The 13,560-nt window shown below is 40.7% G+C and carries 13 protein-coding genes; 3 read left to right on the forward strand and 10 right to left on the reverse strand.

Annotated elements, in window-relative coordinates:
* Positions 1 to 51: 51 nt before the first annotated feature.
* Complete coding sequence (gene fabB / locus H5122_RS00115; RefSeq protein WP_007582000.1) at positions 52 to 1,263, forward strand: beta-ketoacyl-ACP synthase I; 1,212 nt, start codon at positions 52 to 54, stop codon at positions 1,261 to 1,263.
* Between the two features lie 101 nt (positions 1,264 to 1,364).
* Here the strand turns inward: fabB and H5122_RS00120 are convergent, their stop codons facing one another.
* Positions 1,365 to 1,730, reverse strand: coding sequence for a hypothetical protein (locus tag H5122_RS00120; protein ID WP_024596750.1), 366 nt, complete (start codon positions 1,728 to 1,730; stop codon positions 1,365 to 1,367).
* A gap of 51 nt (positions 1,731 to 1,781) precedes the next feature.
* On the opposite strand from H5122_RS00120, the gene H5122_RS00125 reads away from it, so the two are divergent.
* Both H5122_RS00125 and ggt read left to right on the forward strand, forming a co-directional pair.
* Positions 1,782 to 2,324, forward strand: coding sequence for a GNAT family N-acetyltransferase (locus tag H5122_RS00125; protein ID WP_004335610.1), 543 nt, complete (start codon positions 1,782 to 1,784; stop codon positions 2,322 to 2,324).
* Between the two features lie 98 nt (positions 2,325 to 2,422).
* Positions 2,423 to 4,096 (forward strand): gamma-glutamyltransferase, encoded by a 1,674-nt coding sequence (gene ggt, locus H5122_RS00130; protein WP_004335612.1) that lies wholly within the window; start codon positions 2,423 to 2,425, stop codon positions 4,094 to 4,096.
* Positions 4,097 to 4,146: 50 nt separating this feature from the next.
* Here the strand turns inward: ggt and H5122_RS00135 are convergent, their stop codons facing one another.
* The 9 genes from H5122_RS00135 to H5122_RS00175 all read right to left on the reverse strand — a co-directional run bounded on the left by H5122_RS00135 (position 4,147) and on the right by H5122_RS00175 (position 13,437).
* Positions 4,147 to 4,998: a Tim44 domain-containing protein gene (locus H5122_RS00135; RefSeq protein ID WP_182682015.1), complete on the reverse strand. Its 852-nt coding sequence runs from the start codon at positions 4,996 to 4,998 to the stop codon at positions 4,147 to 4,149.
* 164 nt (positions 4,999 to 5,162) lie between these two features.
* The gene (locus H5122_RS00140; protein ID WP_138489429.1) at positions 5,163 to 5,915 is read right to left on the reverse strand and encodes a DUF3379 family protein; all 753 of its coding nucleotides are present in this window, start codon (positions 5,913 to 5,915) and stop codon (positions 5,163 to 5,165) included.
* Positions 5,915 to 6,472, reverse strand: a complete 558-nt coding sequence (locus H5122_RS00145; RefSeq protein ID WP_032827217.1) for a sigma-70 family RNA polymerase sigma factor — start codon at positions 6,470 to 6,472, stop codon at positions 5,915 to 5,917. The genes H5122_RS00140 and H5122_RS00145 overlap by 1 nt, the downstream gene beginning before the upstream one ends.
* Before the next feature lie 61 nt (positions 6,473 to 6,533).
* Entirely contained in the window at positions 6,534 to 8,192 is a 1,659-nt protein-coding gene (locus H5122_RS00150) for a BatD family protein (RefSeq protein WP_182682016.1), read from the reverse strand.
* Complete coding sequence (locus H5122_RS00155; RefSeq protein ID WP_182682018.1) at positions 8,186 to 10,117, reverse strand: VWA domain-containing protein; 1,932 nt, start codon at positions 10,115 to 10,117, stop codon at positions 8,186 to 8,188. The genes H5122_RS00150 and H5122_RS00155 overlap by 7 nt, the downstream gene beginning before the upstream one ends.
* Positions 10,117 to 11,103, reverse strand: a complete 987-nt coding sequence (locus tag H5122_RS00160; protein ID WP_182682020.1) for a VWA domain-containing protein — start codon at positions 11,101 to 11,103, stop codon at positions 10,117 to 10,119. The genes H5122_RS00155 and H5122_RS00160 overlap by 1 nt, the downstream gene beginning before the upstream one ends.
* Entirely contained in the window at positions 11,096 to 11,530 is a 435-nt protein-coding gene (locus H5122_RS00165) for a DUF4381 domain-containing protein (protein ID WP_182682021.1), read from the reverse strand. Before H5122_RS00165 ends, H5122_RS00160 begins: the two co-directional genes overlap by 8 nt.
* 2 nt (positions 11,531 to 11,532) lie before the next feature.
* Positions 11,533 to 12,477, reverse strand: a complete 945-nt coding sequence (locus H5122_RS00170) for a DUF58 domain-containing protein (RefSeq protein ID WP_004335626.1) — start codon at positions 12,475 to 12,477, stop codon at positions 11,533 to 11,535.
* A gap of 3 nt (positions 12,478 to 12,480) precedes the next feature.
* Positions 12,481 to 13,437 (reverse strand): MoxR family ATPase, encoded by a 957-nt coding sequence (locus tag H5122_RS00175; RefSeq protein ID WP_007377762.1) that lies wholly within the window; start codon positions 13,435 to 13,437, stop codon positions 12,481 to 12,483.
* Positions 13,438 to 13,560 lie beyond the last annotated feature (123 nt).

Consider the following 13,560-nt stretch of genomic DNA (forward strand, 5'->3'; position numbering starts at 1 on the left):
AAATTCGCGTAAAATAGAATGCAATTAAGTATTAAGCTAAGGGAATTACCCATGAGAAGAGCTGTAATTACAGGTATCGGTGTTGTATCAAGTATAGGTAACAACAAAGAAGAAGTATTAGAATCGTTAAAAACGGGCAAAAGCGGCATCGCTTTTAATCAAGAATTTGCCGATTATAAGTTACGTAGTAACGTATCGGGTAAAATTGATATTGACGTTAAAGCACACGTTGACCGCAAAGCAATGCGCTTTATGGGAGATGCTGCTGCTTACTCTTATATTTCAATGACGCAAGCAATTGAAGACTCAGGTTTGTCTGACGACCAAGTATCAAATGAGCGCACGGGTATTATTGTTGGCTCTGGCGGTGGTTCGTCTAAATGGCAAGTAGAAGCTGCTGATATTTTACGTGAAAAAGGCGTAAAACGTGTAGGGCCTTATATGGTGCCACGCACTATGGCGAGCACTACATCTGCTTGTTTAGCAACACCATTTAAAATTAAAGGTGTTAACTATTCAATTAGCTCTGCATGTGCAACATCTGCGCATTGTATTGGTAATGCAGTAGAGCAAATCCAGCTTGGCAAGCAAGACGTTGTGTTTGCTGGTGGTGGTGAAGAGCTACACTGGACATTGGCAATGGAATTTGACGCTATGGGCGCACTTTCTACTAAATACAATGAAACACCTGAAAAAGCGTCTCGTACATACGATGCAAATCGCGATGGTTTTGTTATTTCTGGCGGCGGCGGTATTGTTGTAGTTGAAGAACTTGAACATGCACTTGCACGTGGCGCGCACATTTACGCTGAAATTGTTGGCTACGGTGCAACATCAGATGGCTACGACATGGTTGCTCCATCTGGCGAAGGTGCAGCACGTTGTATGCGCCAAGCTATGCAAGATGTAGATAGTATTGATTACCTAAATACGCACGGCACATCAACGCCTGTAGGCGATGTTAAAGAGTTAGGTGCGATACAAGAAGTGTTTGGTGGTAAATCACCAATGATCAGTGCAACTAAAGCAATGACAGGTCATGCATTAGGTGCTGCAGGTGTTCACGAAGCTATTTTCTCATTATTAATGCTAGAGCACAGCTTTGTAGCACCTTCAATTAATATTGATGAGTTAGATGAGCAAGCAGCAGGTTTAGATATTATTACTGAGCGTCGTGACGTTGAGTTAAATACTGTAATGTCTAATAGCTTTGGCTTTGGTGGCACAAACGCGACTTTAGTTATGAGTAAGTACAAAGGTTAATTTGAGCTTATAAGCCCTATATGCAAACGTATATCTGGGCTAAATAGCCCAAAACAAAAAAGGAAAGCCTAGGCTTTCCTTTTTTATTATCGAAAGTTTAATTAACCTTCGTTATGTTCTTGACGCGCTTGCTCAATTTCGTCAGCAATTTCTTGCGCTTTTTGCTTAGTCTTTTCAGTTAACTCGCCAGCAGCTTCTTTGCTTTTAATCCATGCGTCAACCGCAATCTCTTTGCCGTCGTCGTACATGTCTAAGCCCATTGCTTTACTTTGCTCTAATAGCTCGTTTAAAGACTCGTCATTTTTAAGATCGTTAGTTGTCTCTTTAACGTCGTTCCATGCATCACCAAGCTTTTCTTGCATTTGTGCGCTTTTATCTTTTGCATCTTCTTTTACTTCGTTGGCATCTTCACAACCAGTTAATGTAATTAAAGTGCCTAATAAAGCTAAACCTGCTAATTTATTCATGTGCTATCTCCTTTAGAGACTGATAATTAATTCGAGGCAGACTATACAACAATGAAAATGAACGCCCCCGTAACAAAACGATTAAATTTTAAATTAATGAATGAGCATGATTGGCCTCAATTATTTGAACTCGACCAAGACCCAGCTGTAATGCAGTATTTAACACGAGGTGAACCTACCTCTTTAGAGCAAATAAAAAATGAGGGAGTGCCTCGTATGCTCGCATATCGAAATGAGCTTAAAGGCTGGGGGCTGTGGAGTATCACTATAAAGCAAACCAATACATTTATAGGTTGGGTATTAATAAGGCCTATGGGCTTTTTTACTGATGCACCAAACTACAGTGATATTGAAATAGGCTGGCGCTTTAAGCAAGCAAGTTGGGGGCATGGTTATGCAACCGAGGCGGCTTTAGCATTATGTGATGAACTTATAAAGCAAGATGACGTTAAGGCGATAAGTGCAACGGCACTAAAAGATAATACGGCCTCTATAAATATAATGAAAAAGCTAGGCCTGCAATTTATAAAAAATTATACACATACAGACGAGCAAGGCGACTTACCCGCGGTGCTTTATTCAAAAAGTGTTTAAAGATGATTAAATATCAACAGTATAAAGATTGACCTGTCCTTAAGTGACGTGCATTAATAAGAATGCGTAACTAAAAAATAATAAATTAAGGATGTTGTATGGGATTGTTTTTTGCACCAAGTAAATTAATCGTCAAAAGTGTGCTGGTTTTACAGTTCGCTGCTTTTAGCGTTTTAGCGCAGCCTTTATCGCAAAGCGCGGTAGCAATGCCTGACTCGTTCAGTGCCGATGCTGCTAAAAGTATATTAGAGCAAGGCGGTAATGCTGTTGATGCGGCTATTACGGCACAATTTGTACTTGCAGTAACACTTCCTGAAGCCGGCAATATTGGCGGCGGGGGATTTATGCTTATTCAAAAAGATGGCAAGGGTGATTTTATAGATTATCGCGAAACAGCGCCAACAGCAGCTCATCGTGATATGTATTTAGATGAGCAAGGTAATGTTATTGCAAACAAATCAATATATGGCATTCACGCAAGCGGTGTACCTGGCAGTGTAGCGGGCATGTGGCTTGCCCATCAAAAGCATGGCACTTTAAAGTGGGAAGAATTAGTACAACCTGCGGTAACGTTGGCTGAGCAAGGGTTTGTAGTTCCGCCTAAGTTAGCAAAAGGTGTGAGCAATTATATAGCCCACCTAAAAGAGCAAAAAATAAATGTAAACTTCGAAAAATACTTTGCTGATGTAAAAGCTAATAAAGTATTTAAGCAACCCGAGTTAGCGGCGACGCTAAAGCGTATCCGTGATAACGGACAAGATGGGTTTTATAAAGGCGAAACTGCAAATATTATTGCTAAATTTATGCACCAACATGGCGGTATAATTAATCAAGATGATTTAAAAGGTTACACCGCTAAATCACGTACACCTATTAAAGCGAGTTGGAATGGTTATGAAGTACTTACTTCTCCACCGCCGAGTTCAGGTGGTATTGCTATTTTACAGTGGCTTAAAATGTATGAGTTACAAAAACCAGATGCGGGCTTAGCGCATAACTCTACTCAGTATGTACACTTACTTTCTGAAATAGGTAAACGTGTATTTGCAGATAGGGCGGAGTATTTAGGCGATCCTGATTTTTTTGATGTACCAGTCAACGCATTAACTAATATTAACTACCTCAAAGAGCGCAGTAATGGCATTTCGTTAACCGCTATCTCGACTACCGAAAATATTAAACCGGGCCTTAAAGAAAGTGAGCAAACTACACACTTTTCAATCGTTGATAAAATGGGTAACGCTGTCGCAAATACCACCACAATAAACTTAGGGTTTGGTAGCGGTGTAGTTGTTGAAGGTGCAGGGTTTATTTTAAATGATGAAATGGACGACTTTAGTGCCAAACCAGGCGTTATGAATGTGTTTGGTGCAATAGGCGGTAAAGCTAACGAAATACAGCCGCACAAGCGTATGCTTAGCTCTATGACGCCTACAATACTCCTTAAAGACAACACCGTTAAAATGGTGACAGGCTCGCCTGGTGGCACAACAATTATTAGCTCTGTGTACGAATCTATCTTAAATGCGGTAGAGTTTGATATGACTGCTGAGCAGGTTGTAAATAGCCCTCGTTTTCATCATCAACTATGGCCTAAAAATATAATTAGAACACACATAGGTTTAACCGATAGCGTAAAAGCAGAGCTTACAAAAATGGGTTACACCATAGATGAGAATCACTTTGGTGACTTACACGTTATTATTAATAAAGAGGGCCAATTAGATGCCGCTTCTGAAGCATCAGGACGTGGTAAATCAATTGTTTTTTAAATAAAAAAACACCGCGTTAAGAGCGCGGTGTTTTAAACAATATAAAATTATTAAGTATCAATTAAATCTTCAACACCCACTATTAGCCATGGAGCGTCGTCTGAAATTAGACGCTCTAAGTGCCAAATTTCTAAAATAGGCTCTTCTTTTTTATCGCCTAAATCACGGTACTTACCTTTAAAGCGAACACTAACTTGCCACGATTGCGCGTTTGTATCTGCGCGCACAAGTTCGGCATCAATAAACATCACTTCTGTTTCTACGCTTTGTATAGCTTCACGTTCAGCTTTAAACTCGGCAACAAGTGCAGGGCTTAAGTATTCAGCCATTGTGGTGTAATCGGCATTGTTCCATGCAGTTTGTAGCGTATGGTAATGACTACGGGCACCTTGCAAAAAGCCATTAACGTCAAAGTTAGGTGGTAAATTAAAAGGCACACTTTCACCTTGTGGGGCGCTGCTTGCAAAGCCTGTACTTGTTGGTTGCTCGATAGGTGCTTGTTTAAGAGCATTTTGCTGAGCACTTGTATTTGCACTGGCAAGTTGTGGGGCACGATTAGCACGTAAAAAGCCCGTTACTAGCTTAAATAAAATAAAGAGTCCGCCAGCTAATAAAATCATTTCTAATAGCTGAAAACCTTCGAAATCGTCGCCTAACATTGCTGCAATTAAGCCACCCGCTAAAAGTCCCCCAAAAACGCCTGCCATAATGCCTTTTTTATTTAATGTGGCTTTAGGTGCAGCGTTAGGTGTTGTTGTATCTGTTTGCTGTTTTTGCGCTGTTTGTTGTGTTGCAGGTGTCTGTCCGCGTTTACTACTGCCAAACTTTTTACGTGCGTGTGCATCAAAACTGGCAGTACATAATAATGCCAATAATGAAAAAATAACGATGATGTTCTTCATGAAATTCCCTAATTAAAATCGAGCCGCGATTATAATTTACTTTCTTTAGAAATTTAATTAATTACTTTAAAAATCAGAGGTTTTGGGGAGAGAAGAAACGCTTTGTTAGTGAGTATATAATCAAAAAACCGCTCAGTAGAAACTAAGCGGTAAATTTGTCTATTTTAAAGCCAACGAATTGCGCCAGTAACGCGTTCATTGTATGTATCTAGAGGTGCTCCAAGACTTGCCACTAAAATAGTATCAGCTTGTGAGCCACGATTAATGTGACCTTCAAAGCGCTCATCGCGGAAGTTGTCATCCCCAAAACCAAATGATTTATTTTCAGAAGGCACTATAAATACCGTCATTGGACCAAAGTCAGACTCAAATATTAAATGCAGTCCTTTTTCGCCTTTAAAATCACAAAACATGGCATAAGTTACAGCGCCAGGAAGCTCATCAAGATGACCACCTAATACTGCAAGCTTGTCGTTAACGCTTTGTAGGCTAATGGGCTCTTTTTTATCAAGCGCATTAATTTCGTAGTACACATGGGCAAGCGCATGCTCACCTGCTTCGTGTGCAATATTTTGCTCTGTACTAAAAAAGAAGGCACTAATCGCCACTACAAAAGACGCTGCTAACGCAAGATGTACACGATCAAACTTAAAACGCGATCGAGCATCAACCACGTTTTTACCAGTTGCTTGTTCTTCTTGGAGTGCTTTTTCTTTTAAGGATGTGTTTAAAAGAATGCGGTCTGCAAGATTTTCAGGCACAGGTATATCTAAAGAATCTTGAATGAATTTATCAAAATCTTTCATATCGTTAATAAAACTTTGTCGCTCTGGGTTATTGTCAGCAAACTCCATAAGCTCCTTGTCAATGTCGTTTGGCTGCGCAATAGTGCGGCGACGAAACTCAAGTTCATCCATTATTTTGATGCCCCTTTAAGTTGTTCATCATCACGGCTTAAAGCCTCTTTAAGTTGATTTCTGGCACGGTATAAACGAGTCATTACCGTGTTTTTATTTAAATTGAGTATGCCTGCAATTTCTTCACCAGAGCAGCCCATTACAACTTGCAGTAATAATGGCTCTCGGTATTCATCAGATAGCAGTGCAATCTGGCGTTGAATTACCGTTTGTTCCATTTCATCGTCTAATGAATGGCTGGTTTCATCAACAAGCGTATCGTTTTCTACGTCGCTGTAATCAAACTGTTTACGTTCAAATCGGCGTGCGTTTTCTCTTCGTAATATAGTAAGCAGCCAAGGTTTAGCTGCCTTTTGATCAAGTAAAGAGTCGAGTGAACGCCATGCGCGTAAAAACGTTTCCTGTACTAAATCATCTGCTATGTGCGGATCACGGCATAACCAATAAGCAAAGCGATAAAGCTCTTTATTGTAAACGTGGACCAAGGCTTCATAACGCTTTTGTTTCTCTGCCATATCGATTAAGACCTGATTGTTTGATTTTTTCTTTCCAAGCATAAGCACTTTTTTAATTAAAAATTATTAGTTATTGCAAAAAAAGACCTAAGGTTCGTAGTTATTAATCATAAAGGTCTTTTAATACAGCTTGTTGCGACTTTGATGCCTGAGTTTGATAGATCTCAAGAATTTTAATAATAGCATTAAGATCCGTGTTTGCGCCTTTATTACTATAAAGTTGTGCCTGCAATTGGCTAATGAGACCGTTAAGCTCGCTGCTGTTTACGTGGATGCAGAGCTCATCAATCGCGCCAACATTTTTATGGGTCACCTTTACAGAAAAGTTATTTAATGCGGTGTAAAAGGCTTTCACATCGTGTTTTTTGGCTAATGCTTTAAGCTCATTTAAGCTTGGCTGAGAAGTACCACGGGTGTTTAGCTGTAATTTTTCAGTCGTATTTTTAGTAGAACGGCTTATTAAGTAAAAAATTACAGTACCAATCCATAAAATATACCCTAAAGCGGCAACAACTATTAACCAAAGAGGAGTATCACTTTTAGTTTCAATAGGTTGTGTGCCAGTTGCTTGATTCGAAATATTTTCAAGAGTAGGTGAATTATTTGTGCTGGGTTGTGGGTTTGCTATGGCTGTATTAGGCGCGGTAGTACTTGGCGTTACTGTAATAGTACGCTTTGGTAATGTAGCTACACTAATACGGTTCATTTTGGTATTAAACCAAGGCAGCTTTATTTCAGGCAAAGTATAAGTACCTGGTTTTTGCGGCAGTAAGGCATATGATGCCGTTTGTTGCGATACAACGCGTCCGTCTCGCACTGCATTGTTATTTTCTTTTTTATCAGGATAGCTGCGTATGCCATCAATAGTAGGCATAGAGATTTCAGGTAATTGCTCTTTTGTAACTCCAAGCGCGGTAAGCGTAATAGTACGTGTTATAGGCGTACCTACTTCTACTGTGTTGTCGTTAGGTTGCCATTCTTCATCAAGGTTAACCAATTCGCTTGGTAACCATGCGCCTTTATAGTCACTCGGGATTGGTTTTATTTCTACTTGCTGATCCTCGCCAAGAGCAGATACCTCCAGTTGGCGGTAATTTTGCTGTACTCGCCCTTGAAAAGCGGGGCCTGCAATCGTGTAGGCACCACTTTTTTGTGGCTGAATTAAATACTCACGAGTAATAACAAGGTAGCGTTTGCCATCAACCAGCTCATAACTCTCAGTTTGTTTACCTAATTGGGTTAGCTGAGCATCTTCCATACTTGGTGTGCTTAAGCTGCCATCAAGCAGTTCTTTGGCAAGGTAGAGCTTAACAGTGTAAACACCGGCTTCTTGGACAAATAATGAATTACTTGAGAGCGACGTTTTTAAAAATATTTCGTTATTTTTATCTGCATCAACTGAGCGTTTTGCCACTTTTAATTTAATAGGTTGTGAGGTTAACCCTGCAACGCTAAATGCCGGTATCGTGTAATCACCCTCTGTACGGGTCATTAGTTTAACTGACCACGTAGTTTGTTTATTAATGCTGCCATTAATAATGTTGGTACGAGAGCTTAAGCTCGTCGGGCCTACAACAAAGTCTTTTAACAGCGATGAGGTGTCTGGTTGCTCGCCTTTAACTGTATCGTCTACCGATATATTAAGCATAAAAAATTCACCCGCTAATACAGGGTTTTTATCTATGCTGGCTTCTAATTTGGTGGCAGCCCACGAAGGCATCGCACTTAATAGCAATAAACAGCAAAATAATCGCATTACCATGATTTTTCGACTCCTGTAGGGCGACGTTTATATTGTCTTTTTTGGGCTTCTAATTGCATTTTATTCCGTAATAAAATAGCCGGATCGTCCGGGACTTTTCTAAGTAGTTGATTAAGCTGTTGTGCTTTTTCTTTTTCTTCATTAGTGAGCTCACTTGCTTGGGCTTGCATCGCTTGTTGCTGAGCATTTTGTTTTTGCTCATCAGTGGCAGGTTGCTCACTTATTGCTTGTGGCTTACTTTGTTGCTGCTCATCCTCTTTAGGCTGGTCAGCGTCTTTATTTTGCCCTTGCTCACTTTGTGGCTGAGCTTGCATATCAGGCTCATTTTGCTTATCTGATTGCTCGCCAGGCTCACCTTGTTGATCTTTTGATTGTTCAGACTCTTTATCTGATTTTTCATCGCTTGAGCTTTGACTTTCGTTTTCGCCTTTTTCAGAATCGCTTTTATCACCATTTTGTTGCTGATCCTGTTTTGACTCATCAGAATTTTGCCCTTGGTTCTGCTCATCTTTTTTCTGACTATCATCTTGGTCTTGAGAGTCGTCGCCGTCGCTTTGCTGATCTTGCTGGTTTTGTTGCTCTTGTTGATTTAGTAATTGCTCAACTAAGGCTTGGTTATCGGCTGCTTGCGTAAAGTCATCTTGTAAGCTTTGGGCTTGTTTGTACGCCTCAATTGCGTCCTCAAGCTTGCCAGCTTTGGCAAGGGCATTACCGTAGTTGTATAAACCGGTAGCCGACTTATCATTATTAAACTCATTAAGTGCAGCATCAAAATTACCTTGCTGGTATAGCGCCGCGCCTTTTAACTCACTCGATTGCGCCTGTGTTGCCGCATCGTATTCTTTATTATTGTAAGCCTGCAATGCACGTTGATCTGCATTTTGCAAAAGAGTAGGGAGCTCTACGGCATACGCATTTTGCTGCGGTAAAAAACCAAAAGCTAAAAATACGCCTAACAAGGCAGCGCGTCTGAATAAATACAAACCAAATGGCAGTAATAACAAGAGTCCGTAAATACCTGCATCTATTCGCCAAAGTGCATGGCTTTGTTTTTCGTCTTTCAATAATTCACTCTGCGCATTTGGGGCAAACGTATTTATGTCATTATTGCTAGGTTGGTAACTAGCAAATTTACCACCGCTGCTTGATGCTAAATTTTTAAGCTGAGAGGCATTAATTGTAGGTACTACAATTTGGCCGTATCTGTCTTTCAAAAAGCCGCCTTCAGGTAACTTAATTGGTGCGCCTTGAGCGGTACCTACACCATATATATTTAATCTATATTGGGTGTTACTGGTAAAGCTACTCACGTCGCTTTGTTCTTGTTGGTCAATACCGTCGGTCACTAAAATAATGTCGCCATCTATATAACCCGCTTGCGTTAATAGCTCTTTGGCCATATCAAGACCCGCTAAAACGTTTGAGCCTTTGTCTGGCATTATTTCAGGGCTCAAGCTTGGAATTAAATTACTGAGTGTTGTGGCATCGTTTGTTAGTGGTGAAATTACATAGGCCGTGCCTGCGTAAGCTACAAGCGCGGTATCACCTTCTTTAAATAGCTCAATCATATCAAGCGCTTTAAAGCGTGATTGCATTAAACGATTTGGCAAAATATCGGTGCTGTACATTGAGTACGACATATCCATAACAATTACACGGGCACTTTTACTTTGAAATACAGGAACTTGTTTTTTTTCAAAACTAGGCCCAGCACTAAATAAAATGCCAAGGCTGCAAAACAAAGCAACTAACCAAAGTGGCTGGCTGGCTTTAGTGTTTGCTTCGCTCATTATAAATTGTGCTAAATGAGGTGCAATTAACTGCTCACTGGTGGTTTTTTTATGCTTAATTAAGGCAACAAAAAATAATGCCACAGCAGGGATGAGTAACCATAAAAGAGCGGGGCGAATAAATTCAAAATCCATTAGTTTGGCTCCTTTAATGCACGCAGTGTACTAAGCATTACTTTTAAGCTAATAAGTAAAATAGCGATAAGTAACGGGTAGTAAAATAATGAGCTTTGTGGGCGAAATGTTTGTTCATCAGCGCTAATAGGTTCAAGCTTATCAAGCTCTGCGTAAATTTGTTGAAGGCCAGCTACATCTTTGGCTCTAAAGTATAACCCGCCAGTTTGCTCGGCAATCTTTTTAAGTAAGCTTTCATCTAAACTACTGCCACTAGAGCCACCCATGTTAAAGAGGCTAAAGCCGCGCGGATTATCTGAGCCAACGCCAATGGTGTACACTTTAATACCTTCCTCGCGAGCTAGCAGCAGAGCATCTTCTGGGTTTAAATTACCAGCGGTATTTTGTCCGTCGGTTAATAGCACCACAATACGATTGCTTTCATCTTTATTGGCAAAGCGTTTTACCGAAAGACCCAATGCATCACCAATGGCTGTTGCGCGTCCCACTAAACCAATTTGCGCTTCACTGAGCATTTTACTTACTGTTTTAACGTCGCGCGTGAGGGGGGTTTGTAAAAATGCGGTGTCGCCAAATAATATCAGCCCAAGCCTGTCGCCTTGACGCTGCTCTATAAAATCACTGAGTACGGCTTTTACCATGGTAAGGCGGTCAACATATTGGCCATTGTAAGCCATGTCTTGCTCGGTCATAGAGCCTGACAAGTCAACCGCTAACATTATGTCGCGACCTTCATTTGGTAATGAGATTGGCTCATCTAACCATGTTGGATTGGCAGCAGCAGTAACAAGTAATAACCAAATTATCCACTCGAGGGGATTTAAACGTCGTGCGTGTGGCTCAATGCTTTGGCTGGTTAAATTGTGCTTTGCAAAACTGGGTATACGTAAACGCGTACTGGCATTACTTGCTGCGGGTTTTAATAGTAAAAGTAATAAAGGTAAGGGTAGTAATAAAAATAACCATGGCCAGCTAAATTCAAACATTTACTGACTCCTTTATTTTAAATTGCTTAATACCTTGGCGAAATTTTTCGCACAGTGTTGTATCTTTTTGGCTAGGGTTATACAAGCTTAGTATTTCTTGTTCTGTAAAGCTTAAACCGGTGAGTGTATTAAGTGTTGTGCACCATTTAGAGGTAGATTGCGCAGCAAGTCGCTTGTCGTAATATTCAATCACTAAACGTTTTAAAATAATATGCAGTTGCTGAGGGTTTTGCTCACTTTGGCTCAATTGTATTGCGTAGCGTTTAGGCTTTTTAAATTTATGTTTTTTATAAAATATATAAATAGCTGCGCACAATGCTAAAAACAGCAGTGTAATAATAACCCACCAAGCAGGGGCGAGTGGCCACCAATTAACTTGGCTTGGCGCTATTATATCGTGCAGGCCATCGAGTGGATTGGTTTGCATGGTTATTTTCTCACTAATTGCAGCTCAAGCGGTGTTGCTGCATTGAATGATATTAAATTAAGACCCGATTTAGTTAGGCGATTAAAGCGCGCGCTAAATGCTTGCTCAGCATTTTTAGCAAAACGTTCTCTAAAGCTGTTATCCATTAATGGTAGGGCAAAGTCTTGACCATTTGCATTAACAGTAACGGCTTGCTTAAACGCAGGTAACTGATGCTCAAACGGATCGCTTATGTGGCAACCAATCAGCTCGCAGTGGCGGCTTAATATTTCAAGTTGCTTAAAGCTCGCATCATCCAGAGCATTAAAATCAGACACTAAATACACTAAGCTGCCTGGTTTTGCTAAATGGTTAAGGCGCTTTAGGTTATCGCTAAAGTTGTTAGTGGCTGTTTTATCAATATTGTTGAGCGCTTGCTGGTGGTTGTCGCATAAATTATGACAAAGCTTAAGCACGGCTTTTTCACGGGCGCTGGGTTTTAGCTCTAAATGCGAGTGCTGATTAAACACAATACCGCCAATTCTATCGCCGCGCTGACACGCCGACCATGCAACAAGAGCGCTTATATGCGCAGCTTGCACCGACTTTAACAGTAACTTTGAGCCAAACAGCATTGAGTTAGAAAAATCAGTAAATACAAATACAGGACGCTCTTTTTCTTCTTGAAAGAGCTTTGTGTGAGTCTCGCCGGTACGCGCAGTAACTCGCCAATCAATAGAGCGAATATCGTCACCTTGCTGATAATGTCGCACTTCGGCAAATTCCATTCCTCGGCCTTTGTGCGGTGCAAGGTATTGTCCTGTTAAGGTATTTTTTATTTTTACCTTAGGGGCAAGTTCAAGCAATTGCGCTTTGGCTTTGTAATACATCAGCTCTTTGAGTGCTAAATTAACACCGTGGCTATGGCTCTGTTTGAGCCATGCTTGGGTTTCTAATTGTTTTTGCATAACTTATGGTACGGCTACAAGTTCAACTATACGGCTTATTACTTGATCTTTAGTAATGCCATCGGCTTGGGCTTCGTAACTTAAAATAATGCGATGACGCAGTACGTTATGCACAACAGCTTGAATGTCATCAGGTGCTACAAAGTCACGGCCTTGAAGCCATGCATGAGCACGAGCACATTTATCAAGTGCTATTGTTGCACGCGGGCTCGCACCAAACTCAATCCAGCTACCTAGTTGCGCATCTAATTTAGCGCCTTCACGGGTAGCAATAATAAGTTGTACTAAATATTGCTCAAGCGGCTCTGCTAAATAAAGGCCTAATATTTCTTTACGAGCTGCAAATAAGTCGCTTTGACTAATTTTTTGCATTACTGGTTGTTGTTCATTAAGCGCTTCGCCGCGTGTTAAACGCAGTATATCAAGCTCATGCTCTGCGCCAGGGTAGTCAATACTTAGGTGCAGTAAAAAGCGATCCAGCTGGGCTTCTGGTAACGGGTATGTGCCTTCTTGCTCTAGCGGGTTTTGCGTTGCCATAACTAAAAACAGCTCGCTAAGCGGATAGGTATTTTTACCCACGGTTACTTGTCGCTCTGCCATGGCTTCTAATAGTGCTGATTGTACTTTGGCTGGTGCACGGTTAATTTCATCAGCTAAAATTAGGTTATGAAAAAGAGGGCCTTTTTCAAATACAAACTCGCTAGTTTGTTGGCGGTAAATATCGGTACCTGTTACATCAGCTGGTAATAAATCTGGCGTAAACTGTACGCGCTGAAATGAGCCTTCAATGCCTTTAGCAAGTGCATTAACTGCACGTGTTTTTGCAAGCCCAGGAGGGCCTTCTACTAATAAGTGACCATCAGCTAAAATAGCAATAAGTAGTGCTTGTGTAAGCTCTGGCTGGCCAATGATTTGTGTATCTAAGTACGTTTTTAATTGTGAAAATGCGTTAGCTGCCATAATAAGTGGACTGTCCTCGTCAGCTGGGTTTGTACCTAATAGTGTTAGGTGATAAATACTGACCTATTTATAAGGTTTATAATTGGGTAACTCAAGAGTTAGACTGTATTTTTTAAAATAGTT

This window comes from Pseudoalteromonas sp. SG43-8, from assembly GCF_014164245.1.
Taxonomy (GTDB): Bacteria; Pseudomonadota; Gammaproteobacteria; order Enterobacterales; family Alteromonadaceae; genus Pseudoalteromonas; species Pseudoalteromonas distincta.

Excerpts from the sequence above, each read along its gene's own strand:
- H5122_RS00125 (WP_004335610.1), top strand. The coding sequence starts at position 1,782 with ATGAAAATGAACGCCCCCGTAACAAAACGATTAAATTTTAAATTAATG.
- H5122_RS00120 (WP_024596750.1), bottom strand. The coding sequence starts at position 1,730 with ATGAATAAATTAGCAGGTTTAGCTTTATTAGGCACTTTAATTACATTA.
- H5122_RS00165 (WP_182682021.1), bottom strand. The coding sequence starts at position 11,530 with ATGCAAACCAATCCACTCGATGGCCTGCACGATATAATAGCGCCAAGC.
- H5122_RS00175 (WP_007377762.1), bottom strand. The coding sequence starts at position 13,437 with ATGGCAGCTAACGCATTTTCACAATTAAAAACGTACTTAGATACACAA.
- ggt (WP_004335612.1), top strand. The coding sequence starts at position 2,423 with ATGGGATTGTTTTTTGCACCAAGTAAATTAATCGTCAAAAGTGTGCTG.
- H5122_RS00145 (WP_032827217.1), bottom strand. The coding sequence starts at position 6,472 with ATGCTTGGAAAGAAAAAATCAAACAATCAGGTCTTAATCGATATGGCA.
- H5122_RS00160 (WP_182682020.1), bottom strand. The coding sequence starts at position 11,103 with ATGTTTGAATTTAGCTGGCCATGGTTATTTTTATTACTACCCTTACCT.
- H5122_RS00140 (WP_138489429.1), bottom strand. The coding sequence starts at position 5,915 with ATGGATGAACTTGAGTTTCGTCGCCGCACTATTGCGCAGCCAAACGAC.
- H5122_RS00135 (WP_182682015.1), bottom strand. The coding sequence starts at position 4,998 with ATGAAGAACATCATCGTTATTTTTTCATTATTGGCATTATTATGTACT.
- fabB (WP_007582000.1), top strand. The coding sequence starts at position 52 with ATGAGAAGAGCTGTAATTACAGGTATCGGTGTTGTATCAAGTATAGGT.
- H5122_RS00150 (WP_182682016.1), bottom strand. The coding sequence starts at position 8,192 with ATGGTAATGCGATTATTTTGCTGTTTATTGCTATTAAGTGCGATGCCT.
- H5122_RS00170 (WP_004335626.1), bottom strand. The coding sequence starts at position 12,477 with ATGCAAAAACAATTAGAAACCCAAGCATGGCTCAAACAGAGCCATAGC.
- H5122_RS00155 (WP_182682018.1), bottom strand. The coding sequence starts at position 10,117 with ATGGATTTTGAATTTATTCGCCCCGCTCTTTTATGGTTACTCATCCCT.